The organism is Pseudomonas sp. PKS, from assembly GCF_051913525.1.
Taxonomy (GTDB): domain Bacteria; phylum Pseudomonadota; class Gammaproteobacteria; order Pseudomonadales; family Pseudomonadaceae; genus Aquipseudomonas; species Aquipseudomonas guariconensis_D.
Map to the genome: position 1 here is coordinate 13,339 of NZ_JBEGDO010000001.1, position 22,811 is coordinate 36,149.

General features: G+C 62.7%; 27 protein-coding genes and 1 riboswitch. Of the genes, 11 read left to right on the forward strand and 16 right to left on the reverse strand.

What is annotated here, in order from left to right; genetic code table 11:
- Positions 1 to 351 precede the first annotated feature (351 nt).
- The 4 genes from ABOA88_RS00090 to ABOA88_RS00105 are packed head-to-tail and all read left to right on the forward strand — an operon-like array spanning position 352 to position 1,820.
- Positions 352 to 558, forward strand: coding sequence for a hypothetical protein (locus ABOA88_RS00090; RefSeq protein ID WP_367850698.1), 207 nt, complete (start codon positions 352 to 354; stop codon positions 556 to 558).
- Positions 559 to 614: 56 nt separating this feature from the next.
- Positions 615 to 1,103 carry a glycoside hydrolase family 24 protein gene (locus ABOA88_RS00095; RefSeq protein WP_367850699.1) on the forward strand — a complete coding sequence of 163 codons (489 nt, stop codon included), beginning with the start codon at positions 615 to 617 and terminating at the stop codon, positions 1,101 to 1,103.
- Entirely contained in the window at positions 1,100 to 1,639 is a 540-nt protein-coding gene (locus ABOA88_RS00100) for a DUF2514 domain-containing protein (protein WP_367850700.1), read from the forward strand. Before ABOA88_RS00095 ends, ABOA88_RS00100 begins: the two co-directional genes overlap by 4 nt.
- On the forward strand, positions 1,611 to 1,820 hold the full coding sequence (locus tag ABOA88_RS00105) for a hypothetical protein (protein WP_196168717.1): 210 nt from the start codon (positions 1,611 to 1,613) through the stop codon (positions 1,818 to 1,820). The genes ABOA88_RS00100 and ABOA88_RS00105 overlap by 29 nt, the downstream gene beginning before the upstream one ends.
- On the opposite strand, the gene ABOA88_RS00110 is transcribed toward ABOA88_RS00105, so the two are convergent.
- From ABOA88_RS00110 to ABOA88_RS00125, 4 genes are all read right to left on the reverse strand, one after another.
- The gene (locus ABOA88_RS00110; protein WP_367850701.1) at positions 1,814 to 2,479 is read right to left on the reverse strand and encodes an SOS response-associated peptidase; all 666 of its coding nucleotides are present in this window, start codon (positions 2,477 to 2,479) and stop codon (positions 1,814 to 1,816) included. The genes ABOA88_RS00105 and ABOA88_RS00110 overlap by 7 nt on opposite strands.
- 42 nt (positions 2,480 to 2,521) lie before the next feature.
- A complete protein-coding gene (locus ABOA88_RS00115) occupies positions 2,522 to 2,854 on the reverse strand; it encodes a hypothetical protein (protein WP_196168146.1) in 333 nt (110 codons plus the stop codon).
- A gap of 320 nt (positions 2,855 to 3,174) precedes the next feature.
- On the reverse strand, positions 3,175 to 3,753 hold the full coding sequence (locus ABOA88_RS00120) for an AAA family ATPase (RefSeq protein WP_367850702.1): 579 nt from the start codon (positions 3,751 to 3,753) through the stop codon (positions 3,175 to 3,177).
- A 159-nt stretch (positions 3,754 to 3,912) separates the two neighbouring features.
- A complete protein-coding gene (locus ABOA88_RS00125; RefSeq protein WP_367850703.1) occupies positions 3,913 to 4,578 on the reverse strand; it encodes an SOS response-associated peptidase in 666 nt (221 codons plus the stop codon).
- A 228-nt stretch (positions 4,579 to 4,806) separates the two neighbouring features.
- Between ABOA88_RS00125 and ABOA88_RS00130 the strand changes: the two genes are divergently transcribed.
- Positions 4,807 to 5,166, forward strand: coding sequence for a DUF6713 family protein (locus ABOA88_RS00130; protein WP_196168149.1), 360 nt, complete (start codon positions 4,807 to 4,809; stop codon positions 5,164 to 5,166).
- A gap of 139 nt (positions 5,167 to 5,305) precedes the next feature.
- Here ABOA88_RS00130 and ABOA88_RS00135 read toward each other — a convergent pair whose 3' ends face one another.
- The gene (locus ABOA88_RS00135; protein WP_196168150.1) at positions 5,306 to 5,488 is read right to left on the reverse strand and encodes a hypothetical protein; all 183 of its coding nucleotides are present in this window, start codon (positions 5,486 to 5,488) and stop codon (positions 5,306 to 5,308) included.
- A gap of 150 nt (positions 5,489 to 5,638) precedes the next feature.
- On the opposite strand from ABOA88_RS00135, the gene ABOA88_RS00140 reads away from it, so the two are divergent.
- A complete protein-coding gene (locus ABOA88_RS00140) occupies positions 5,639 to 6,460 on the forward strand; it encodes a shikimate 5-dehydrogenase (protein ID WP_367850704.1) in 822 nt (273 codons plus the stop codon).
- Between the two features lie 108 nt (positions 6,461 to 6,568).
- Here ABOA88_RS00140 and ABOA88_RS00145 read toward each other — a convergent pair whose 3' ends face one another.
- From ABOA88_RS00145 to ABOA88_RS00155, 3 genes are all read right to left on the reverse strand, one after another.
- A complete protein-coding gene (locus ABOA88_RS00145; protein ID WP_196168152.1) occupies positions 6,569 to 6,817 on the reverse strand; it encodes a hypothetical protein in 249 nt (82 codons plus the stop codon).
- A 100-nt stretch (positions 6,818 to 6,917) separates the two neighbouring features.
- A complete protein-coding gene (gloA, locus tag ABOA88_RS00150; protein WP_196168153.1) occupies positions 6,918 to 7,439 on the reverse strand; it encodes a lactoylglutathione lyase in 522 nt (173 codons plus the stop codon).
- Positions 7,440 to 7,663: 224 nt separating this feature from the next.
- Entirely contained in the window at positions 7,664 to 8,026 is a 363-nt protein-coding gene (locus ABOA88_RS00155; RefSeq protein WP_196168154.1) for a histone-like nucleoid-structuring protein, MvaT/MvaU family, read from the reverse strand.
- 360 nt (positions 8,027 to 8,386) lie between these two features.
- Here ABOA88_RS00155 and ABOA88_RS00160 point away from each other — a divergent pair, with 360 nt between their 5' ends.
- Entirely contained in the window at positions 8,387 to 9,676 is a 1,290-nt protein-coding gene (locus tag ABOA88_RS00160; RefSeq protein ID WP_196168155.1) for an OprD family porin, read from the forward strand.
- Between the two features lie 61 nt (positions 9,677 to 9,737).
- Positions 9,738 to 10,487 (forward strand): precorrin-6A synthase (deacetylating), encoded by a 750-nt coding sequence (gene cobF / locus ABOA88_RS00165; RefSeq protein WP_196168156.1) that lies wholly within the window; start codon positions 9,738 to 9,740, stop codon positions 10,485 to 10,487.
- A 44-nt stretch (positions 10,488 to 10,531) separates the two neighbouring features.
- Here cobF and ABOA88_RS00170 read toward each other — a convergent pair whose 3' ends face one another.
- From ABOA88_RS00170 to lpxO, 5 genes are all read right to left on the reverse strand, one after another.
- Positions 10,532 to 11,752, reverse strand: a complete 1,221-nt coding sequence (locus ABOA88_RS00170) for a glycosyltransferase (RefSeq protein WP_196168157.1) — start codon at positions 11,750 to 11,752, stop codon at positions 10,532 to 10,534.
- Between the two features lie 81 nt (positions 11,753 to 11,833).
- Complete coding sequence (locus ABOA88_RS00175; RefSeq protein ID WP_367850705.1) at positions 11,834 to 13,960, reverse strand: TonB-dependent receptor; 2,127 nt, start codon at positions 13,958 to 13,960, stop codon at positions 11,834 to 11,836.
- Positions 13,961 to 14,075: 115 nt separating this feature from the next.
- Positions 14,076 to 14,280, reverse strand: a riboswitch (cobalamin riboswitch).
- A gap of 45 nt (positions 14,281 to 14,325) precedes the next feature.
- Positions 14,326 to 14,895: a GNAT family N-acetyltransferase gene (locus ABOA88_RS00180; protein ID WP_196168159.1), complete on the reverse strand. Its 570-nt coding sequence runs from the start codon at positions 14,893 to 14,895 to the stop codon at positions 14,326 to 14,328.
- Positions 14,896 to 14,971: 76 nt separating this feature from the next.
- Positions 14,972 to 15,316 carry a carboxymuconolactone decarboxylase family protein gene (locus tag ABOA88_RS00185; protein ID WP_070571340.1) on the reverse strand — a complete coding sequence of 115 codons (345 nt, stop codon included), beginning with the start codon at positions 15,314 to 15,316 and terminating at the stop codon, positions 14,972 to 14,974.
- Between the two features lie 107 nt (positions 15,317 to 15,423).
- Positions 15,424 to 16,323, reverse strand: coding sequence for a lipid A hydroxylase LpxO (lpxO, locus tag ABOA88_RS00190; protein ID WP_196168160.1), 900 nt, complete (start codon positions 16,321 to 16,323; stop codon positions 15,424 to 15,426).
- Positions 16,324 to 16,493: 170 nt separating this feature from the next.
- Here lpxO and thpR point away from each other — a divergent pair, with 170 nt between their 5' ends.
- Positions 16,494 to 17,039 (forward strand): RNA 2',3'-cyclic phosphodiesterase, encoded by a 546-nt coding sequence (thpR, locus tag ABOA88_RS00195; RefSeq protein WP_367850706.1) that lies wholly within the window; start codon positions 16,494 to 16,496, stop codon positions 17,037 to 17,039.
- A 148-nt stretch (positions 17,040 to 17,187) separates the two neighbouring features.
- Entirely contained in the window at positions 17,188 to 18,387 is a 1,200-nt protein-coding gene (locus tag ABOA88_RS00200; protein ID WP_070571403.1) for a sugar transporter, read from the forward strand.
- Between the two features lie 164 nt (positions 18,388 to 18,551).
- Here ABOA88_RS00200 and ABOA88_RS00205 read toward each other — a convergent pair whose 3' ends face one another.
- Positions 18,552 to 19,448, reverse strand: coding sequence for a LysR family transcriptional regulator (locus ABOA88_RS00205; RefSeq protein WP_196168162.1), 897 nt, complete (start codon positions 19,446 to 19,448; stop codon positions 18,552 to 18,554).
- Between the two features lie 102 nt (positions 19,449 to 19,550).
- Between ABOA88_RS00205 and nfsB the strand changes: the two genes are divergently transcribed.
- Complete coding sequence (nfsB, locus tag ABOA88_RS00210; RefSeq protein ID WP_367850707.1) at positions 19,551 to 20,204, forward strand: oxygen-insensitive NAD(P)H nitroreductase; 654 nt, start codon at positions 19,551 to 19,553, stop codon at positions 20,202 to 20,204.
- Between the two features lie 225 nt (positions 20,205 to 20,429).
- Here the strand turns inward: nfsB and ABOA88_RS00215 are convergent, their stop codons facing one another.
- Both ABOA88_RS00215 and ABOA88_RS00220 read right to left on the reverse strand, forming a co-directional pair.
- Positions 20,430 to 21,584 carry a cysteine desulfurase family protein gene (locus ABOA88_RS00215; protein WP_196168164.1) on the reverse strand — a complete coding sequence of 385 codons (1,155 nt, stop codon included), beginning with the start codon at positions 21,582 to 21,584 and terminating at the stop codon, positions 20,430 to 20,432.
- 185 nt (positions 21,585 to 21,769) lie between these two features.
- Positions 21,770 to 22,696: a LysR family transcriptional regulator gene (locus ABOA88_RS00220; protein ID WP_367850708.1), complete on the reverse strand. Its 927-nt coding sequence runs from the start codon at positions 22,694 to 22,696 to the stop codon at positions 21,770 to 21,772.
- Between the last annotated feature and the right edge of the window lie 115 nt (positions 22,697 to 22,811).

Sequence of the window (22,811 nt, forward strand, 5' to 3'; positions counted from 1 at the left end):
TTGTAGATGACGTCGAAAAGGCTGGGATCGCTGATAAACATTGGGTGATTACTCAGATGGCAGGACGTTAGGTGTCCATACCTAATAGTGCTCACCGACTGCTCCATTTCTGGCGCTTTCTTGAAAAATATTTGACCTCGCGTCGTTGTGCCAAATATCCCGCCTAGATAGGCGCTCACGAATGACAGCGGGCGGTGCCAACTTCACTCGTCACGGTGCCAAATTCGGTGCGTGCTTACATAAGGCCACCGGGGTACCACCAACATAGACCGTAGGTGAAATCTCTTTTCTAGGGTGATGGCGTATTGCTACATTCTGCGCCGGAAAACACACCCAAGGATAGAGGTCCATATGAAACATCTGATTCTTACGTCAATCTTTGTTGCCTGTGCCGCTTTGAGCGGTTGCGTTGTTCAAAGCTCATACAGCAAAACAGTTTCTGTGACCAAAGATGCAGACGGGAAGATCGTGCAGACCGTTGAAACCGAGACAGTCGTACAGCCTGCCCAAGGCTACCCAATGCGCCTTCAGTTGATTAAAGGCATTCAGCCAAACTGACGAGCGCCTCGTTTGGAGCCCGCCTTGAGCGGGCTTTTTTTTGCCTGGAGAAAACCATGGCTCGACTAAATGAAGCCCAGGTCGGTGGCGCCAATGTGCTCCGGTTCCTAGATCTGATCGCCTTCTCGGAAGGTACCTCGACCGTCAAGGGTAGCGATGACGGCTACAACGTCCTGTACGGGCGTGGCCTGTTCACCGGCTACCAGGATCACCCACGCCAGAAACTTACCTTCCCCATCAACGGCAAACCGGTGACCAGCACGGCAGCGGGCCGGTACCAGCTCCTGGCGCGCTACTGGGACGCCTACCGCGTGAGCCTGCGCTTGCAGGGTGGCTTCACGCCGGAGAACCAAGACCGCATTGCGCTGCAGCAGATCCGCGAGCGTCGCGCGCTGGACGACATCAAGGCAGGACGTATTGCCGATGCGATCGCCAAGTGCTCGAACATCTGGGCATCGATGCCAGGGAACAATTATGGGCAGAACCCGCACCGCTTGGACAAGCTGCTGGCGCAGTGGGTGAAGCTAGGCGGGGTGCTGGCGTGAACGGCTGGGGGCTGCGGGCGCTGGCACTCCTGCTGGTGGTGGCGTCCTATTGGGGCACCTACCAGCACGGTCGATCTGTCGAGCGTGCTGAGGCAGCCACTGCATCGGCTCAGCGTGACAGTGGCGACCGCCTGGCCGAGGTATTGGGCGAGCGCAGCGCCCGGGTGGAAGAACAACGTCGCGCCAAAGCGCAGGAGGAGGCGAGAGCCCATGCAAGAGAAGAACGCCAGGTGGCTGATGCTGGTGATGCTGGCGCCGATGCTGCTGGCCAGCGGCTGCAGCACGACGCAGCCAGTCTCGCCGCCACCGTCCGTTGCCCCGCCACGGATACCGCCGCTATCGCCCGAGGCCAGGCAGCCACCCGCGCCGCCCTGGTGCTCTCCGACCTGCTCACACGGGCTGATGCTCGAGCGGGAGAGCTGGCGAAAGCGTATGACCGAGCCCGAATAGCTGGCCAGCAGTGCGAGGCGGAGTATGATGCCCTGATCAGAAAACCGGAGCAGGGCGGTGAAAAGGACCATTCAAGGCCTGGCTGAGGCTGGCGATCAGCTGATTCAGCAGGCCATCGATGCAACCAGGAAGTACCACGAAGCCAAGGACATGGGTGCGCCGCCTGCCGAGGTGGAGCGCCTGAAGCTGCTGGCTGATTCGCTGTACCAGGCTGTCACCGAGTTTCAGCTGAAGTCCCGCGGCGAAGCTGGCGATACCCATCACTGAATCGGCTTGATCAGATCTGGGCCTTGGTTCCGGACGTTGCCCACGGCTGTGCTCACCCGGAACCACACGAACTCCTCGGCTGGCTCGATACGGTTCAGAGCCATCTGCTCGGCATGCTCTGGCTGGAATGCTGGATCTATCCAGGCTCTTGCTGGCCCTGGAGCCAGGACCACTGGACGCCGGTCGTGTACATCGACCATGCCGCCCTGGGCGTCGGCGGTGATGATGACGAAACCGTCGTGCTCGCTGCCGGTAAACTGTCCGATGCTGGCACATAGGGCCGGCTGCCCGTCCCGCCGGCGGATGTAGTAGGGCTGCTTCTTCGGCCCGCCTTCATCAACCCACTCATACCACCCGTCCACGGGCGTGATCGCGCGATGCGGCCAGATGGCCCGGAAGAACGGCCCATGTGCCACCTTCTCGACTCTGGCATTGATCGGCGCCGCACGATCGGTCGCCCAATGCGGCCTCCATCCCCACCTCACCAGGTCCGCCCGCGGGCCTGCGTCATCCATTCGCAGCACAGCCACCTGCGTGCTGGGCGCCACGTTGTAGCGCTCCAGGGCCTGGTCGCCGATGTTGTTGCGCCATACCCCAGGCATGCTCAGCGTATCGACGAAGTCGTGTATGCCACGGTATTGGCTGAGCCTTCCGCACATCTTCCTTCCCTCCCGGTTCGCTGAAAAAGCATAGCCTTTTGCTCAGTCTTCTCGCTCTTTCGCCTCCACGTTTTTGAGGTGCTTCCGGGGATCAATGTCGTAGCCGTCCCTGGTCAGGTCGATGCCGTATCGGCACCGCGCCATATTCATGAGGTGCACGTACTCGACGTAGGCGCCGTTCGCGCGACGGAACTCGACGGCGATCTGCTCCTGCAGGCTCTGGTTGATTTCTACCAGCTTCTCAATGTTGCGCTTGGCCTTGGCCAGCTCCCGCCTGAGCTGGTCGTTCTCATTGGAAAGCATGTGGGATTGATGCTCGAGCATTTCCTCTCGGGTGGGCATGCCCATCTCGAACCCGGTTGTGTCGATGTCCATTTGGGTACCTGTAGAGATACTGTTTGCATATACAGTATTTGGATTCGCTGGATTCGGCCAGAACCCGGCGACGAGGTGTTGCTATAGGGAAGGGTTTTTGGTTGGCAGGACGCCGGAGATGGATAGCCACGCTTGTACCAATTTTTGTACCAATGGCTATGTTTTGGTGGGTGACAGAGCGTGAGCCGGTGTGGCGAAACCCCCGTATTTGCTGGGTTTCGCCACTCACGAAAACTCACGGAAACGCAAAAAACATCTTTGGAGTATGGCCGATCGGCTGTCGAATGCCTTATACCTAAAGGGCGCAAGGTGAAGGAAATTTAATCCTGTACCCATTCAGCGACACTGCCAGTACGGCGGTGTTCAGCGATGCCCAACGTGGTCAGTACGAAGTCGGCACGCTCAGCCACGCTGATCTTGGGCAGCAGCGATACTGCATAGCCTAGCGCTGGATAAGTCCTCTGAAGCTGCTCGAACTCACATCGAGCGGCAGTCATGTCATGGCGGCGCTCTGCGTCCTGCACATAAATCTCTGCCCATGGCGGTGCCAGGAAAACATGAGGGTTATAGGGATGCTGCTGGCTGAGCTTTTCCAGTATGAGGTCGCCGGTCAGGGTCTGAAGCGCAGCCGCCGCGTCGATCAGGCCACGGTCGAAGAACACCCATTGAGAGCTACCGCATGGCGCATTGGCATAGTCCTCCAGCGCGACGTCGATGGCCCGACGCAAGAAGGCTTCCATATCGAGCCAAGGCAATGCCTTCCCGCCTGCGCGTTCCTCTTCCTGGACGACACGCCGCCCGGGCTCTTCGACCACTGCGTAGCCGCGCCGCTGAAGCTCGGACAAGAGGGTTGATTTACCTGCGCCTGAGCAGCCGGAAATAACGACGAAGTGGTTCATGTGTACTCGGTCCGAAAGCCTTTCTTTTGACTGAGCTACGCAGTTTTGCATAAGCGATACTAGATTGCGCTCATCAACAAGCAGGGCACGCCTGAAACGTGTGGCCTTGGGGATATTCGGCGAGGTCGTCCCGGCCGGCTGAGGGATGCGCGACAGCCATCACTGAATCGGCTTGATCAGCTCCGGGCCCTGGTTTCTGACGTTGCCCACGGCCGCGCTCACCCGGAACCACTCGAATTCCTCAGCGGGCTCGCCCAGGTTCAGGGCCATCTGCTCGGCATGCTCTGGCTGGAACGCAGGGTCTACCCAGGCTCTCGCTGGCCCTGGGGCCAGAACCACCGGTCGCCGATCATGCACATTGACCATGCCGCCCTGGGCGTCGGCGGTGATGATGACGAAGCCGTCGTGCTCACTGCCGGTGAACTGGCCGATGCTGGCACATAGGGCGGGTTGCCCGTCCCGCCGCCGGATGTAGTAGGGCTGCTTTTTCGGCCCGCCTTCATCGACCCACTCATACCACCCGTCCACCGGCGTGATTGCACGATGCGGCCAGATTGCCCGAAAGAATGGTCCGTGGGCCACCTTCTCGATTCTGGCGTTGATCGGCGGCGCTCGATCGGTCGCCCAGTGCGGTCGCCATCCCCACCTCACCAGGTCCGCCCGCGGGCCTGTGTCATCCATTCGCAGCACGGCTACCTGCGTGCTGGGCGCCACGTTGTAGCAGTCCATGGCCTGGTCGCCAATCGTGTTGCGCCAAACCCCAGGCATACTCAGCGTATCGACGAAGTCGTGTATGCCACGGTACTGGCTGAGCCTTGCGCACATCTGACTTCCCTCCCGTTAGCCGATAAGCATAGCCTCCTGCTCAACCTGCCCGATCTCTCGCCTCCCTGTCTTTGAGGTGCTTGCGCGGGTCAAGATTTCAGCCGTCCAGGTTAGGTCTATGCCTTACCGGCACCGCGGTGGGTGAATTAGCGTTTCGTCATCGCAGCTCCTATCATCGCCAACGCTTTACGCAGGGATGATCCTCACTGGCTTGAAGGGATTGCTTACATGGAAAGAAGCTATTTTGTCACGATGCTTGCGCTGATCCTTCATCAGATAGATGCCGCGTACTGGCAGGAATGGGAGATGTTCTTCCTGCCGGGTGGGGTGCAGGGCTTTTTGCTGTTCAACAGCTTGGCAATCCCCGTGTTGCTGGTTGGCTATCGACATGTCTTGCTGGGTACGGCCAACGCCGTGGTCTTCGCCAAAGTGTGCGCCGGCCTGGGCCTGCTTACGGTCCTTATCCATACCGGTTTCGGCTTGGCTGGTTTTCATCAGTTTCACCTGCCTGCTTCGATCTGCATTCTCATTCTGTGCTTGGCCAGCGCTATATGGCTGATGGCCAGAATACGATCCGCATTGCAATGAAGGCCGGGGCTGGCCTCTCTGACGCTTTCGCGGGTAAGTGCGGGTAAGCCCCCACACAGGGTGTGGCTCGAACAGGCAAAAAAAACCCGCCAAGGAGGCGGGCAACAGAGGCTTGGGGAGCAACGCACAACAAATTCGGTCAGGCCAGCAGGCTCGCAGCCTGCAGACGCTCGGCCAGGGCCTGGGCGGTGGCACGGGAGGTCAGCGGGCCGCTGACGGTCTCGCCATTGCGGGTCAGGTACCAGCACGCCAGCAATCCTTGTTCACGCAAGGTGGCCGGGACGGCGCTGCCGATGACGGACATGATCTGGATAGTGGCCATGGGGACCTCCTGTGTGACATGGGGCTACCTTATCGAGCCTCTGGCGCGGCTTGAAATCAACTTCCTCAATAGTGCTAATCAGTTCTATCAACGTTGCAGGCATCGTCTGGTACGCTGAACAAACGATTCAGCCGCAAGCAGGAGTAGGCAATGGCGATTGCGCCGAGCAGAGACACCGTGTTGTGCATTTCCCTGGCCGGACGCCCCGGCACATTCGGGGTGCGGTTTCACAATCACCTCTACCAGCAGCTGGGTCTGGACTACTACTACAAGGCCATGACCACCCTGGACCTACCGGCGGCGGTAGCCGGAATCCGCGCACTGGGTATTCGTGGCTGTGGCGTGTCGATGCCCTACAAGGAGGCGTGCATGGCCTTGGTCGATGAGATCGATCCGTCGGCGGCGGCTATCGAGTCGGTCAATACCTTGGTCAACGAGGGTGGGTACTTGAAGGCCTACAACACCGATTACCTTGCAGTGCGTCAGTTGCTGGCACGCCATCAGGTCGACCCAACCACTGCGTTCGCCCTGCGCGGCAGTGGCGGCATGGCCAAGGCGGTGGCCAGTGCCTTGCGCGATGCCGGTTTCAGGGAAGGGATCATCGTGGCGCGCAACGAGCAGGCCGGGCGGCAACTGGCGGATGTGTGCGGCTATCGCTGGCTGCCGGAGCTGGGCGACCTGTGCCCGCCGATGCTGGTGAACGTGACGCCGATCGGCATGGCCGGTGGGCCCGAGGCAGAGGCGTTGGCCTTTACCCCGGACGCCATCGCCGCAGCGCAGCAGGTATTCGATGTGGTTGCGATGCCGGCGCGCACGCCGTTGATCCGCCATGCCGAGGCGTTGGGCAAGCCCGTGATTACCGGGTTGGAGGTGATCGCGTTGCAGGCGCTGGAGCAGTTCGTGCTGTACACCGGCGTACGGCCGACGGATGCGCAGGTGGCGGCGGCGGTGGAATATGCGCGGCAGGTTTAGCGGCGGTACAGGTTCTGCGGGAGTGGATTTGCCCGCGAAAGCGGTGCTGGGTCCGTCGACGTTCTGGCGGGTAAGCCCGCTCCCACAGGTGCTGCAGTCGTTGAGTCGTCAGAATACCTGGCGGTCACTGTCGAGCTGTTGATCGACCAGCCAGCGGCCATGGGCCAGCGCGGCGTGCTGGGCGTTCTCCAGGTCGGACAGGAAGGCCATTTTCATCGGCAGCGACAGGCGGCGGCTGGTGTGCCCTTGCGGATCGGTGATCAGGCAGCCGGCAGCGAACGGCAGTGGCGACCCCGGGTGGGTCATGACGCTCGCGGTGATGGTGTGGTCGCGGTATTCACAGTGAAGGGTTTGCATCGTCCTTTACCTCGCTGTGGCTTGGAAACGGTCTATTCCATATACCACAGCGAGGGGCCGGGAGTTCCCGGCCCGACGAGCGCGCCCTGGCGGGCGAGGCTTAGAACGTGGTCGGCTGGATCACTTCGACCCAGTAGCCGTCCGGGTCCTTGATGAAGGCCAGGTGCTTCATGCGGCCGTCCGACAGGCGCTTCTGGAAGGGCACTTGCAGCGCTTCGAAACGCTCGCAGGCGGCGCGTACATCCGGCACCGAGATGCAGATGTGGCCGAAACCGCGCGGGTCGGTATTGCCATCGTGATAGGCGAACTCGGGATCGTTCTCGGTGCCGTGGTTGTGGGTCAGCTCCAGAATGCCGGGGATCGACTTCATCCACTGGTGACGCTCGGCGTCATCGGCCGGGATCTGTGCCGGATCAACCAGGGCCAGGAAGTACAGGCTGAAGGCGGCTTCAGGGAAGTCGCGCTTGTCCACCAGGCTGAAGCCCAGGACGCGGGTGTAGAAGTCCAGCGACTTTTCGATGTCCTTGACCCGCAGCATGGTGTGGTTGAACACGAAGTTGGCGGTGGCGGCATCCGGTGTGGCGGTGACGCCTGGCAGGGCGTGCAGATCGTGCAGGCTCATGGGTACTCCAGAAGAGAGGCCGGGGCACAGGGCCCTAGCGGGAAAGACAGGTGGGCCATGATACGGCAGTGAGGCGTGAGCGCAAACGAAAGCGCCCTGCACGAGTGCAGGGCGCCGGAATTAGAGGCCCGCATGTGCGGGCGCGTGATGGGGTCGCTAATCCTTTAGCTGGTTCGATACTGCGCGTGTCGATGTGAAAAAAGTGTGAAGTGGGTGTTGACGTTTCATGGGCGTACCCAGCTTTCCACTGTCTTGGCGCCGTACTGCTCTTTCCAGGCCTTCAACCCGCGGTGGTTGCCACCTTTGGTCTCGATCAGCTCGCCGGTGTGCGGGTTCTCGTACACCTTCACCACGCGGGGGCGGCGCTGCTGCTTGGGCGCCGTGGCCGGTGCCTTGGCCACTGCCTTCGGGTCGAGGATGGCGATGATGTCGCGCAGGCTCTTGTCATAGCTTTTCATCAGGCCGACTAGTTTCTGCTCGAATTCGATTTCGCGTTTTAGGCCGGCGTCCTTTTTCATCGCCTCCAGTTGCGCCAATTGTTCCTGGAGAGCTTTTTCGGCAGCACGAAACTCTGCAAGTCTGGACACTGTCATCACTCCTGTTAAGTATCGTGGCAGGGCGTGACGAACATACAAGAAGCAATAAACGCCGGCCACGGGGATGGGTACAGCTGTTCGCTGATATCGATTGTAGTCGTCGACCTCTACTGGGTAAACCGCAAACTTTTTATAAGTAATCACGGAACTTTGTTAGTTTTTCGCGCCTTATTCGCAGCACGTTGCAAACAGCTTTTCAGTGGCGCTTAGACCATCGTCCAATGGCTCGCGCTAGAGGGGCTGCGCGATCATTCAAGATGATGGCCGTCGTGTTTGTCGGCTGTTCCGTAGTGCCGGGGTGCAACGCTGTCCCGGATCGTTTTTCGCCTTCTTCCTGGATGTTTCTTTCGCATGTTTCCCCCGTTTTTCCCAGCCCCTGGGCGCCGTTTTACCGGCCTGTTGTTCCTGTGTGTCGGTGCCCATGCCCAGGCCGCCGGTTTTCTTGAAGACAGCAGCGCCAAGGTCGAAGCGCGCACTGTCTACTTCAACCGGGATTTCCGTGATGGCCATAGCAGTTCAAGTCAAGGCGCATCCAAACGCGAAGAAGCGGCCCAGGGTTTCATCCTGAATGTGCAGTCCGGTTATACCCAGGGGCCGGTGGGGTTTGGTGTGGATGCACTGGGAATGGTCGGCTTCAAGCTCGACTCCAGCCCCGCCGACAGCAACAGCGGCCTGCTACCTTCGTCGGGACATGACCCGCGCGGTTCGGCCGATCAGTACGCCAAGCTTGGCCTGGCCGGCAAGGTCAAGGTGTCTGACACCGTGCTGCGCTACGGATCGATGATGCCGGATATGCCGCTGCTCAAGTACAACGATGGCCGTCTGCTGCCAACGATGTTCCATGGCGCGATGCTTACCTCCGAAGAAGTGCGTGACCTGAAGTTCACCTTGGCTCGCCTGAACCAGTACACCGCTCGGGACTCCACCGACCGCCAGGACATCCGCGTTCACTGCAAGAACAAGCGCTATGCCTGCAACATTGAGGCCGACCACTTCGACCTGGCGGGCCTTGACTACCGTTTCAATGATCGCCTCAGTGGCCAGTACCAGGTGTCGCGCCTGGAGAACATCTATCGCCAGCAATTCCTGGGCCTGGTGGCCAGCCAGCCCCTGGCGATGGGCAGCCTGTCGGCCGACCTGCGCCTGATCAAGAGCGACGATATCGGCAACGCCCGCGCGGGCGAAATCGACCACCGTGCGTTCAGCGGGATGCTCGGTTACAGCCTGGGTGGGCACAAGATCAGCGCAGGCTGGCAGCGTATGTATGGCCAGAGCGCCATGCCGTACCTCGATGGCAGTAACCCTTATTTGGTCAACTACGCCCAGGTCAATGACTTTGCTGCCGCCCAAGAGCGCTCCTGGCAGCTGCGCTACGACTATGACTTCAAGGCCCTTGGCGTGCCGGGCCTGACATTCTTCACCCGCTACATCAATGGCGACCATATCAAGGTCCCCGGCAGCAGCGCCGAAGGCAAAGAGTGGGAGCGCGATACCGAGCTCAAGTACCAAGTGCAGAGCGGCACTTTCAAGGACGTGAGCGTGCGCCTGCGTAACTCCACCTACCGCAGCAACTACGAAAAATGGGCGCGGGACATGGACGAGACGCGGGTGATCGTGAGCTACAACTTCTCGATCCTCTAGCGTTTTGCCAAATGCCGCCGGCCGCTCGACAATGGCGGCTGGTTGGCAGGAGGACTGGGCGATGAAACGCGTGCTGCTGATTGGCATCGGTCCGGGTGACCCACGCCAGATCACCTATGAGGCGGTGGATGCGCTACGGCGTGCCACGGTGTTCTTCGTCCTGGACAAAGGCGACGACAAGGATGAACTGGTGCAGTTGCGCAGAGACATCCTGGCGCGCTACGTGCCGCAGGGCCGTTATCGCCTGGTACAGCTGAGCGACCCGCGGCGCGATAGCCAGGCACTGGATTACCTCGGTGCTGTGCAGGACTGGCATCGCCAGCGCGCGGCCTTGTATGGCCAGTGGCTGCAGGACGAGCTCGGCCCCGACGATGTCGGCGCCTTCCTGCTCTGGGGCGAGCCTGGGTTGTACGACAGCACGTTGCGTGTGCTCGACCTTGTTCGCCAACAGGGCATGGCTTTGACGCTGGAGGTCATCCCCGGCATCAGCAGCGTGCAGGCCCTGGCCGCGCGCCATCAGATCCCCCTCAATCGTATCGGCGAGCCTCTGACTGTGCTGCCGGGGCGGCGCCTGGCCGAGCAGACACGGATCGACAACGTGGTGGTGATGCTCGATGGGCAGTGCGCCTTCGCCGGGTTGGACGATCCGCAACTGACGATCTATTGGGGCGCCTACCTTGGGACCGAGGATGAGGTGCTGGTCGCAGGGCCGCTGCAGGGGGTCAAGGCGCAGATTCTCGCGCTGCGGGAACAGTTGCGGCGACGCAAGGGATGGATCATGGACACCTACTTGCTGCGGCGCGAATGCTGACGTGGGGCAGATCGGGAATCGGGGGCCGCTTTGCGTCCCCGGTTTCAACGCCGACGCAACATGGCCCCAGTGAAGTTGTACAGACGCTGTTCATCCAGATGCGCCAGGCTGTGCTCGATCCGCTCGGTCAGGGCCCAGGCGTGGCGGTTGCGGTCGTAGCGGGTCTTGAGCAGGGGGGCGCAGGCCGCCTGGGCTTGTTGCCAGGCCGCCTGGTCGCTGTACAACCGAACGCAGGCCTTGGCCAGTGCTTCGGCGGTCCCGGCGACGGCGCCAGGCCAGGGCAGGGCGCCGTGCATGGCCTCGGCGCCGATGGGCGTGGTGACGCTGGGGGTGCCACTGAGCATGGCGTCGGCCAGCTTGCCCTTGATCCCGGCACCAAAGCGCAGCGGCGCCAAACACAGGCGCGCGTTGCTCATCACCTGCAAGGCATCCTCGGCCCGGCCGAGCAGGTGGAAGCCTTCGTCTGGGTTGTGCAACGCCAGGGCCTTGGGCGAGGCGTAGGCGCCGTAGATGTGCAACTGGGCCTCGGGCAAGTGGCGGCGGATCATCGGCCAGAGGTTGTGCTTCATCCACAGCACCGCGTCCCAGTTGGGCGCATGGCGGAAGTTGCCGATGGTCACGATGTGCTCGCGCTCGGCGAAGGGGCGCAACGTCTGGGCCGCAGGGTCGAGCATCAGCGGACACCAGTGCAGCAGGTAGTCCGGCACACCAAAGCCGTTGACCAGCAGGTCTGTTTCCACGTCCGAGATGATCAGCGACAGGTCGCAGCGGTAGATCGCGGCCAGCTCACGCTGGGCCAGCGCGCTCGGCGCCATCTGGCGGAACAGCTCGGGGCCGCTGGTGTTGAACAGGGCGCGGAAGTCGTTGGGGTCCAAGCCTTCGATCAGTCGCCGGCGCAGCAATTGGTGGCGGGCCTCGCGCAGGCTTTGCAGGCCTGAGGTTTCCAGCACGCGCAGGGCGTTGGGGCAGTGCCGGGCAACGATGGCGCCGAATTGTTCTTCCATTTCGAATCGGTCGAACAGCACCAGGTCGGGCGCCTGTTCAGTGAGGAGGTGGGCAACGCTTGCGTCGTCGTCGGCGAGGGCCAGTTCGGTGATGTTCAGGGCGCTGAGGTCGGCCTTGTGCTCGGCAGGCTCGGTGGTGCTGGCAAAGGTGATGCGCCAGCTGCGGGCGAGAAAACTCTCGAGGATCTGCATCATGTGACCGCCGACGGCGCAGGAGCGCGGTTCGGGCCAGGCTTGGCCGATGACCAGGACGTGGAGCATGGAGGAGGGCCTTGGGCTGGAAAAGGCGCTATTTAACCATGTCCGGGTGCAGGGGGCCGCAGCGCAGCCCCATGCCAGCCTTCAGAAGGTGTAATCCACCGTCGCAAAGTACGAGCGCGGTGCCCCCAACAGCCACTGGTCGCTGGTATAGACGTAGGACGCCGCGTACTCACGGTCGAACAGGTTGTTCACTTGCAAGCCCAGGCGCACATCCGGCAACACCTGCCAGCCCAGATTGGCATCGACCACCGTATAGCCAGGTACGCTGTTCTCATTGGCCGCGCTGTCGTAGCGCTGGTCCACGTAACGCACTCCGAGGCCGGCATCTACCTGTTGGCCAAACCCCTTGCTCAGCCACAGGTTGGCCGTGCGCCGTGGCACGTTGCCCGGTCTGTTGCCGGCGCGATCCATCACGCCGCTGCCGGTGTTCTCGAGGTAGTCATCGAACTTGGCGCGCACCAGCGCAGCATTGGCCGAGACCTGCCACTGGTTGGCCAAGGCCAGTTCCACCGTCGCCTCCAGGCCATCGGAGGTCTGTTGGCCCGCTTGCTGTACGCCGTGATTAACGGGGTCGGCAACCAGCAGTTTCTTCTTGACGATGTGGTAGGCCGCCAGCGTCCACTCGCCACGGCCCTCCCAGAACCGTTGCTTGAGGCCCAGTTCGGTCTGCTGGGCTTCGGTCAGGTCGTAGCGTTGCTCCGGGCGCAGGGTCAACAAATCGCCTATGCCATCCTCGCTGGTCGAGTATTGCCCGTACAGCGACAAGTCGTCGTTGACGGCGAACACCAGCCCGGCGCGCCAGTTGCCGCCTGGCAGGCTGCGCTCGCTGCGGGTGTCGTTGACCAGATCGTTACGCTCGATGTGATTCTGGTCGCGGCGGATACCGGTCACCAACGACAGGCGCTCGGTCAGTTCGGTGCGGTTCTCGGCGAACAGGGCGAAGGTGTGAGTGGTGGACAACGTCTGGGGGCGTGTCGGCGACAGGCTATGGAACCCGCCAGGGGTGGGATGCCAAGGGTCGAGCGGGTCCGTGATGCCATCGTCGTAGGGCGCGTTGCTGTCGACGTTGAAGCGGATCTTGTTGTATTCGGCGCCGACCAGTGTCTTGCTGGCCAGGCCAAACAGATCATGGTCGAAGGTAAAGCGCTGGCGATCGCCGATCTGCTCCTGATTGTGCTTGATCTCCAGGAAACTGCCGCGCTCCAGCCGGTCTTGATCACCATTCCAGGCATAGGTTTCGGCATTGCGCCAATGTCGGCGGCTTTTGATGTAGTACAGCTGGTTGCTGGCCGACACGCTGTCGCTGAGGGTCCAGTCGGTGTTCAGCCGGGTCCATTCGTCGTGGTAGCGCTGCACGTCGTTTTGGATGTTGTAGTTCTTCTTGCGCAGGCTGCTGCGGTAATGCCCGTCGATCAGCGGCGTGCCGTAGTAGTTGGCAGGTTCTGCATCGCCGCGCTCGTGGGCCAGGGTGAAGCTCAGGTCATCGGTGGCGTCGAAACGCAGCGCGGCGCTCAAGGCCAGGCTGCGCGAGTCGGTACGGTCGACCCAGCCGTTGCCGGACTGCTGGTTGACCGTCATTCGGTAGCTCAGACGCTCGCTCAGGCTGCCGCCGCTGTCCAGGCCGAGCTGTTGACGGTCCCAGGAGCCGTAGCCCAAGCGCAGCCGGTTGTGGACGTCGCCGGCGAAAGGTTTTTTCGGAATCACGTTCACCACCGCCCCGGTGGCGCCTTCTCCGTACAGGACAGAGGCCGGCCCGCGGATGATGTCGATGCGCTCGACCATCCACGGATCGACCGGGAAGGTCAGCGTACCGGCGCCGCTGTACAGGCGCGAGCCGTCGAACAGGGTCATCACCGAGCTGTGGCCTTCGAAGCCGCGGGCCGAGAGGCCGGTGCCGCCGTCGCCGGGGCTGCCGGTGAAGCTGATGCCTGGCGAGCGGGTCACGGCGTCCTGGACGGTGAGGTTGTTGCGCCGCTCGATCTGCTCGGCGCTTAGGGTGCTGGTGCTGGCCGGGGTTTGCAGGGCGCTCAGGTTCAGGCGCGATCCGGCATCGGTCGGGGTGGCCAGATCGACGCTCGTTGCGTCGTGGGTGTCGGTGATGGTCGTCGAGGGCAGGGCCAGCACGGGGGTGTGCTGTTCATCGGCCACTGCCGGGAGGGCAACGGCCAGGCAGGCCGCCAAGGTATGAAGCGTGTAGGTACGGGACATGTCGTTCCACTGCTGCAGGAATGAATGGATCCCGGTGGAAACAACGCAAAGACAAGCGAACGCGCACGCAAGGGGTGTGCGCGAAGACCGGCCTGCGCCCGCCCACCGCGGGTTTGCCAACGTGAAATTCCAGGCCGGTCTCCGGGCTTGCGAGGGTCATGAAGCCTTCACCTTCCCATGCAGGTGCACAGTGGTCTGTCGAAGGATTCGCTCGCTTACCGTTGCGGGGGCAGCGCCGGACTTGTCGTAGGGACGACTCACCGGCTTCCCGTTTCACCCTGCGCGCGGCGGCGCAGGACACCTGAAACTGGCGCGCATCTGACCATCGATCGGGTGGGGAGTCAATGTGCGGGGAAGGCGAGGGCTCAGCGACCGCGTCGGCGCGAGACCCGCGCCTCGATATTCTTGCGTCCGATCAGCAGCGCGGGCTTTTCCACCACCGGCTCGTCCGCCAGCCATTTGTACATCACCAGGCAGTCCACCAACCCCAGTTGGGCATGGCGGTACGCCTTGGGCAGCCGGCCGACGGTCTCGAAGCCGAGCTTGTGCCACAGCGCCACCGCCACTTCGTTGGTGGCCACCACCGAGTTGAACTGCAGCGCCAGGAAACCTTCCTGGCGGGCCAGCTTCTGTGAGTGTTCGCACATCAATCGGGCCACGCCACGGCCACGAGCGGCCTCGCTGACCATGTAGCCGCAGTTGCCCACATGGCTGCCAGGGCCGGCGGCGTTGGCCTTGAGGTAGTAGGACCCCAGCAACTCGTCGTCCTGCTCGGCCACCAGGGTGCGCAGGGGCAGTTCCAGCCACAGCTGGCGGGCCTGCTCGAAGGTCAATGCGGGGTCGAAGGCGTAGGTCTGGCGGGCCTGGACGATGGCCTGGAAGGTCGGCCAGAAGCGTTCGAAGTCTTCCGGGGTCATGGGGCGGATCTGGATCATGGCGGCTCCTGCGGGCTGGACCGCCAAGTCTGGGTGGCTTGGCGCCGCCGCGCAAGGGCGACGACGCCGGTCGGGTTCAACTGCCGGCTTTGCCCACGGCGTCCATGGCGCGGGCCGAATAGACCAGCGCGGCGCCGGCGTTCATCGCCACGGCCACGCCGAGTGCCTCGGCGATCTCTTCACGGGTGGCGCCGTGCTTGACCGCCTGTTGGGAGTGCACGGCGATGCAGCCGTCGCAACGGGTGGTTACGGCGACGGCGAGCGAGATCAGCTCGCGGGTCTTGGCATCGAGGTGGTTGGTCTTGGCACCGGCGCCGCTGGCGGTCATGTAGCCGGCCACGGTATCCGGAGACAACTGCTTGAGATCGCCGATGCCGGCCATCAACTGCTTACGGTAGGCGTCCCAGTCCATCATGCTCATCGTCTTCACCTTGGGAAGGTTGCGGAGTGGAGCTTTCAGGCTAGTCGAAGTTTTCTGGTAGGGACGGGCTTGTGTCGCGAGGGGCCGCGCAGCGGCCCATTGGCGATTCAGATGTAGATGAAGAACAGCACCAAGGCCGCGACCACCGCCCACTTTTCCAGGTAGTAGCGGGTACGGTTGCGCTTTTTCAGCGCTTTGCCGCGCTCGCGGATCTTGTAGATGCGGGTGAACAGGCGGTTGATGCCGCCGGTCTTGTCATTGGCGTCGTTGGGCGCGGCGGCGGCGGCCATGACGTTGCGGCTGAACCAGCGGTTGAAGGCGGTCGCCCAGCGGTACTTGAGCGGGCGCTCGACGTCGCAGAACAGGATGATGCGGTTGTGCTCGGTGGTGTTGGCGGCGTAGTGGATGTACGTCTCGTCGAACATCACCGCCTCGCCGTCGCGCCAAGCATACTTCTCGCCATCCACATCGATGTAGCAGCCGTCGTCGTTCGGCGTGTCCAGGCCCAGGTGGTAGCGATAGGAGCCGGCATAGGGATCGCGGTGACGCACGAGCTTGGCGCCTGGCGGCAGGGTGGCGAACATCGCGGCCTTGACCGTGCCGATCCCTTGCAGCAGCTCGGTGGTGCGGGGGCACAGCTTCATCGCCGAAGGATGGCTCTCGCCGTACCACTTCAGGTAGAAGCGCTTCCAGCCGGTCTTGAAGAACGAGTTGAAACCGACATCGTCATAGTTGTCGGATTTCTTGATCTCGCCAACGTGCAGCAACTGCTGGGCTTCTTCGCGGATTTCCTGCCAGTGGTCCTTGAGCGGTTGCAGCTCGGGGAAGGCCTCCACCGGCAAGTAGGGCTTGGCCGGGTGCTTGGAGAACAGGTACAGGAAGGCGTTGACCGGCGCCAGGAAACTGGAGTGATCGCCCAGCTGGCGGGTCAACTTGTGGCGAACCCGACCGCGCAGGTGGACATAGGCGATCGAGAGGACGAATAGAAGTACTAATGCAATTTTCATGGACGGCTGCTTGTCAAGATGGCCATGCTTCGTGGCTTGAGCCCGCCAGCATAAACAATCATGCGTTGGCTTTATAGGATTAATCTCATATTGCCAGGCAGACATTCGTACGATACCTCCCATTCGTGCCGTGTGCCCCGGCCTAGACCTTTTCAAGGAGGGAATGACGGATGGCATTCGATGAGCGCGACAAGGGCCAGACCTTCAAGCGCCTGTTCTTCGCCCTGTCGGTCAGCGATGCCCAGCGCCGGGCCATTGCCCAGTGGCGGCGAGTGCTGGCGCTGCGCAGTGGCAAGCCGGTGCCCGCGCAGAACTTCCACCTGACGTTGTTGTTTCTAGGCGATGTGGATGTGGCCCAGGTGCCCGCCCTGTGCGCCACCGTCGACCAGCTCAGGCGCCCGGAGGGGCCGATACGTCTGGTGCTGGATCGTCTGCAGGTGTGGCAGCGCGCCAGTGTCTTGGTCCTGGAGCCCCAGCAAACGCCCCCGGCCTTGCGCCAGCTGGTCTACGCCCTGCAACAGGCAGCCTTGCCGCTGGGCGTCGCCGAGCAGGCCCGCGAGTACCGGCCGCACCTGACGTTGTCCCGCGACTTTCGCGCCCAGGTGCCGGAGGCTGTTATGGCGCCGGAGTTTTTCCTTGCTGCGCGCTCGTTCGTGCTCTACGAGTCGCGCAAGGGCGCCTATTGGCCGCTGGCCAAGTGGTCTTTGGAAGGCTGAAACCAGCACGTGCTTCGTGGTTGTGGGACAGGGGCTTGACGCGTACCATGCCGAGCATTCCTTTCAATAACAAACCGCACGGCACTGGCCAGCATCGGCTCGTGGCGTGTGGCTTTTCGTCTTGCCTGCGGAGATCAACAACCCATCCATGAACGGACCTACTCCAAGCGTCTTGCCCACCACCGCGCAAAGCGGCAGCTGGCTCAGTGTCATCGCCCTGGCGCTGGCGGCCTTCATCTTCAATACCACCGAGTTCGTACCGGTGGCGCTGCTCAGCGACATTGGCCACAGCTTTGACATGAGCACCGCCCAGGTCGGCCTGATGCTGACCATCTATGCCTGGGTAGTGGCGCTGGCCTCGTTGCCCATGATGCTGATCACCCGCAACATCGAGCGTCGGCGCCTGTTGTTGTTCGTCTTTTTGGTGTTCATCGTCAGCCACCTGTTGTCGTGGCTGTCCCAGAGCTTTGCCATGCTGCTGGTCAGCCGTATCGGTATTGCCCTGTCCCATGCGGTGTTCTGGGCCATCACCGCGTCGCTGGCGGTGCGCGTGGCGCCCCCAGGCCAGCAGGCCAAGGCCCTGGGCCTGTTGGCCACCGGTACCACCTTGGCCATGGTCATGGGCATTCCGCTGGGACGCGTGGTGGGCGAGGCTTTGGGCTGGCGGGTGACCTTCCTCAGCATCGCCGGTGTGGCATTGGCCACCTTGCTGTGCCTGGTGAAGTCGCTGCCGCTGCTGCCGAGCCAGAACTCCGGCTCCCTGCGCAGCCTGCCGATCCTGTTCAAGCGCCCGGCACTGGTGATCACCTACCTGCTGGTGACGCTGGTGATCACCGCGCAGTTCACCGCCTACAGCTACATCGAACCGTTTGCCTTGCACGTGGCGCAGATCGGCGGCGAGCGCACGACGCTGTTGCTGTTGCTGTTCGGCGGGGCCGGGGTGTTCGGCTCGCTGCTGTTCAGCCGCTACAGCGACCGCTTCCCCCATGGGTTCTTGGTGGCGGCCATCGCATCCCTGGCTGCGTGCCTGCTGCTATTGCTGCCGCTGTCGGGCAATTTCTATGTGTTCGCGGCCTTGAGCATGGTCTGGGGCGTGGCGATCCTGAGCTTCAGCCTGTCGTTGCAATCGAAGACCTTGAAGCTGGCCTCGGACGCTACCGATGTGGCCATGGCGCTGTTCTCGGGGATCTACAACATCGGCATCGGCGGTGGTGCCCTGCTGGGCAGCATCGTCAGCAGCCAGCTGGATGTGGCGTATATCGGCGTGGTCGGTGGCAGCGTCGCGGTGGTAGGCCTGGTGCTGGCGGCGGCGAGTACGGCGCGGTTTCGTCAGGCGTTGGGCAAGTAGGCGCAGCCGTTCCTGACACCGGCGGTGATTGCTTCGCGGGTAAACCCGCTCCCACAGGGAGCGGCGCAGGCCCTGTCGTGGAGGGCAACCCGCTTACAAGTGTTCGGCGCAGAGTAGGCGCGGGGTTACCCGTGGAAAAGACGGCGCTGAGCAGGCTGATTGAATCAATTACCGTCAGGCTGCAACGCCGCAAACCGCTCGCGTAGCCACAGATGCAACTGCGACACCGCAGGCGACAACTGCTTGCGGTGAGGACACACCAGGGTCACGGGTGTGAGCTCGCCGGGGTGGTCGGGCATCAGGATTTCCAGCTCGCCCGCCGCCACGTTGGCACTCACGTCCAGCCATGACTTGTAGACGATCCCTTCACCCTCCAGAGCCCAGCGCCGCACCACGTCGGCATCATCGCTGAACAGTGGCCCGCGCACCTGCACGGTGTGGCTGCCCAGGCGCCATTTGTCATAGACCCGTCCCAGTTGCAGGTAGAGCAGGCAGGCATGCTGCTGGAGCTCCTCGGGCGTGCGCGGACGGCCGTGGCGGGCCAGGTAGTCGGGGGAGGCCACCAGTACCCGACGGTTCCAGGGTGCCAGGGGCAGGGCGATGTAGTTCGCTTCGGTGTTCAGGCCATAGCGGATGGCCACGTCCACCGGATCGCGGGAAAAGTCGGCAACCTGGTCGGAGAGAAAGAACCGCAGGCTTAGATCCGGGTGTTCGCGGCGAAACGCACTGAGCCAGGGCAGCAGGATGTTGCGGCCAAGGTCCGAAGGCGCCGACACCTGCAGCACCCCACGCAGGGTGCTGTGGGCGCCGTGTAGGTTGTCACGCCCTTGGCGCAGGGTGTCCAGTACGCTCTGGGCGGTGGGCAGGTACAGCTCGCCCTCGGCGGTCAGGCGCAGGCTGCGGGTGGTTCGGGCGAACAGGCGCACATCCAGCTCGCGCTCCAGGCGCTTGATCGCTGCCGCCACCTGCCCCGGCAGCAGACCCGCTTCATGGGCGGCGGCGGTGAAGCTGCCCAAGGCGCTGCTGCGCACGAACAGTTCGAGATCGGTAAGACGCAGCATTTTCACTCCAGCAATGAAAGTGTTGCTGCATTGTGCGGGTTTTTCTTTTTAACGGGAAAGATAAGATGCGCGACACATCCGTTCTTTTGAGGAGTTGTCTTGATGGATACCGTTGCCCTGGCCAAGCGCCGCTACACCACCAAAGCCTACGATGCTGCCCGCCGCATTCCACAGGCCACTGTCGACGCGCTGCTCGAACAACTGCGCCACAGCCCGTCGTCGGTCAACTCGCAGCCTTGGCACTTTGTCGTCGCCGACAGCCCCGAGGGCAAGGCGCGCCTAGCGAAGGCCGCTGATGGGCGTTTTGCCTACAACTCGCCAAAAATCCTCGACGCCTCCCATGTGATCGTGTTCTGCACCCGCACCGACATGACCGAAGCGCACCTGAACGCCTTGCTCGAGCAAGAACAGGCCGATGGCCGCTTCCGCGACGAGCAGGCCCGTGCCGGGCAGGACGCCAGCCGTCGTGGCTATGTGAATCTGCACCGCTTCGACCAGAAGGACCTGCAGCACTGGATGGAGAAGCAGACTTACCTGGCCCTGGGCACCGCGCTGCTCGGCGCCGCTGCCCATGACCTGGACGCAACGCCTATCGAGGGGTTCGACAGCAAGGTGCTGGACGCAGAACTGGGCCTGCGCGAGCAGGGTTTCACCAGCGTGGTGGTGCTCGCCCTGGGCTATCGCAGCGAGCAGGACTTCAATGCAGGGCTCAACAAGTCGCGGCTGCCGGCTTCGACGGTGTTCACCTTCCTCTGAGCCGAACGGGCCAGTCGTCAGGCTCCTGTGCAGGGGCCTGACGACTGGCTCCAGCGAAGGCATAGAACATGGCGATCGCCAAGGCACGGATCTCCAGGGGAGCACTGAGCAAGGTCAGGCCGGGCAGGCGGTCGAGGCGGGCGGGAATGTCAGTGTGGTAAACCCGCTCCCACCTGATCCGCTGTGCCTGTGGGAGCGGGTTTACCCGCGAACAGGTCGGGACAGTCACCACAAGGCGACAGATGCAGCGTTCACCACCCGCCCGAACACCTCGATGGCCTTGTCCACCTCGGCCTCGCGGGTGAAGCGCCCCAGGCTGATCCGCACACTGTTGCGTGCCTGGGCTTCGTCCAGGCCCAGGCCCAACAGCACGTGGGAGGCGGCGTTGCTCGCCGAGTTGCACGCCGAAGTCGAGGACAGGGCCAGCTCGCTGGCCAATGCCGCGCTGTTGAACCCCTTGGCGTCGATGCACAGGTTCAAGGTATGGGGAATGCGTTGTTGCGGGCAGCCATTGAGGCTCACTCCGGGCAGGGCGAGCAGGCCACGGCGCAGGCGTTCGCTGAGCTGGACGATGCGTTGGTGCTCGCTGTCGCCGGGCCCGCCGGCAAGGGCGAAGGCGCTGCCCATGCCGACGATCTGGTGGGTCGCCAGGGTGCCCGAGCGCAGGCCGCGCTCATGGCCGCCGCCGTGCATCTGGGCGCGCAGCACCGGGCGTGCGCGCGGGCCGACATACAGTGCGCCGATACCCTTGGGTCCGTATACCTTATGCGCCGAGAACGACATCAGGTCGACCGCCTGACGTGCGAGGTCGAGGGCGACCTTGCCCACTGCCTGGGCGGCATCCACGTGCAACAGGGCCCCGTGGGCGCGTACGTGTTCGCCGATGGTGGCGAAATCGGTGAGGGTGCCCAGTTCGTTGTTCACCGCCATCAGCGACACCAGGCGGGTGTCTTCGCGAAGCGCTGCCTGTACTGCCTGGGGTTGGATCAGCCCGTGCGTATCGGGGGCCAGGCGCGTGACCGCCCAACCGAGGCGTTCGAGCTCGGCCACGGTATCCAGCACCGCCTTGTGCTCTAGTTGGCTGGTGATCACGTGGCCTGGGTGGCCGATGCCTTGGGCGATGCCCTTGAGCGCCAGGTTATTGGATTCGGTGGCGCCGGAGGTCCAGACCAGGTCGCTCGGGTCTGCGCCTACGCACTCGGCCACCTGGCGGCGGGCCTGCTCGACGAGCTCACGGGCGACCTGGCCATAGGCATGGCCGCTGGATGCCGGGTTGCCGAAATGCGCTTCGTGGCCAAGGCAGGTGATCATGGTCTCGATGACGCGAGCATCGACAGGGGTGGTGGCGGCGTAGTCGAAGTAGAGGGGGGCGCTGGGCATGATGGGCGGGTCCGTGCAAGTTGCCGTGAAGTGGCGATCGATGTCCCATCGTACCCAGCGGGCGGAGATGCTTTTTGCCTTGTTGGCCGATTGTGTTGTGACTTGAAGATGAATTTTTCTCTTGAGTCGTTTCGTGTAGGAAAAAATTCTCAAATTAGCGGGCTGTTAGCCTTGAGGGCTGGGCTTCAGGCCGAGAGAGGCTGTTTTTCTTCTTCCGCTGTCACCCGTTCGCACAGGTCGATGATCTGCTCGCGCATCCAGCGGTTGGCCGGGTCCTGGTCGGTGCTTTCGTGCCAGTACAAGTGGGTTTCCAGCGGCGGCACTTCGACCGGCAGCGGCAAGTGGCGCAATTGATGGCGGCGGGCGAAACGCTCGGGGACGGTCATCACCATGTCGGTCTGCTGCAACACCTGGGAGGCCATCAGGTAATGTTGCGAGCGCAAGGCGATCTTGCGCTGCACGCCCATCTTGCCCAGGGTCAGGTCCACATAGCCCAGGCCGTTGCGGCGGCTGGAGATATGGATGTGGGTCAGGGCAAGGTAGCTGTCGAGCGTGAGCTTGCCTTCGGCCAGCGGGTGCCCGGGGCGCAGCGCACAGACGAAGCGGTCTTGCATGAGCTTGACGTGGCGCACCTGCGGGTCGGTGTTCAGCGGGGCGTCCACGGCGAAATCCAGGTGGCCGGCGGCCAGTTCCTTGGTGGTCTCGCGCCGTTTGCACAGGAAGCTTTCGATCACCAGCGCCGGCGCCAGGCGTCGCAGGCGCTGGAACAACGGCGGCAGGATCACCGCCTCGGTGAGGTCGGTCATGCTGATGCGGAAGGTCTTGTTGGCCTGCTGCGGGTTGAAGGTACGGCTTTCCTGCACCGAAGTGCGCAGCAAGGCCAGGGCATTGCGCACCGGGCCGATGATGTTTTGCGCCATTGGTGTGGGCACCATGCCTTGGGCCGTGCGCACGAACAGCGGGTCGTTGAAGGTTTCGCGCAGGCGCGAAAGGGCGTTGGACACGGCAGGCTGGGTAATGCCGACGATCTGCCCGGCACGGGTCAGGTTGGCTTCGGTGTAGATGGCATCGAAGACGATGAACAGGTTGAGGTCGACCTTGCTGAGGTTCATGGCGCTGCTCTTTATAGGAGTTATCGGCCGATCATATATTGCTTATGAATGTTAATACACGCTGAAAATAGACTAGGTGGATAGCGACTCGGTGCTCTAGGCTCTGGCTCATGTT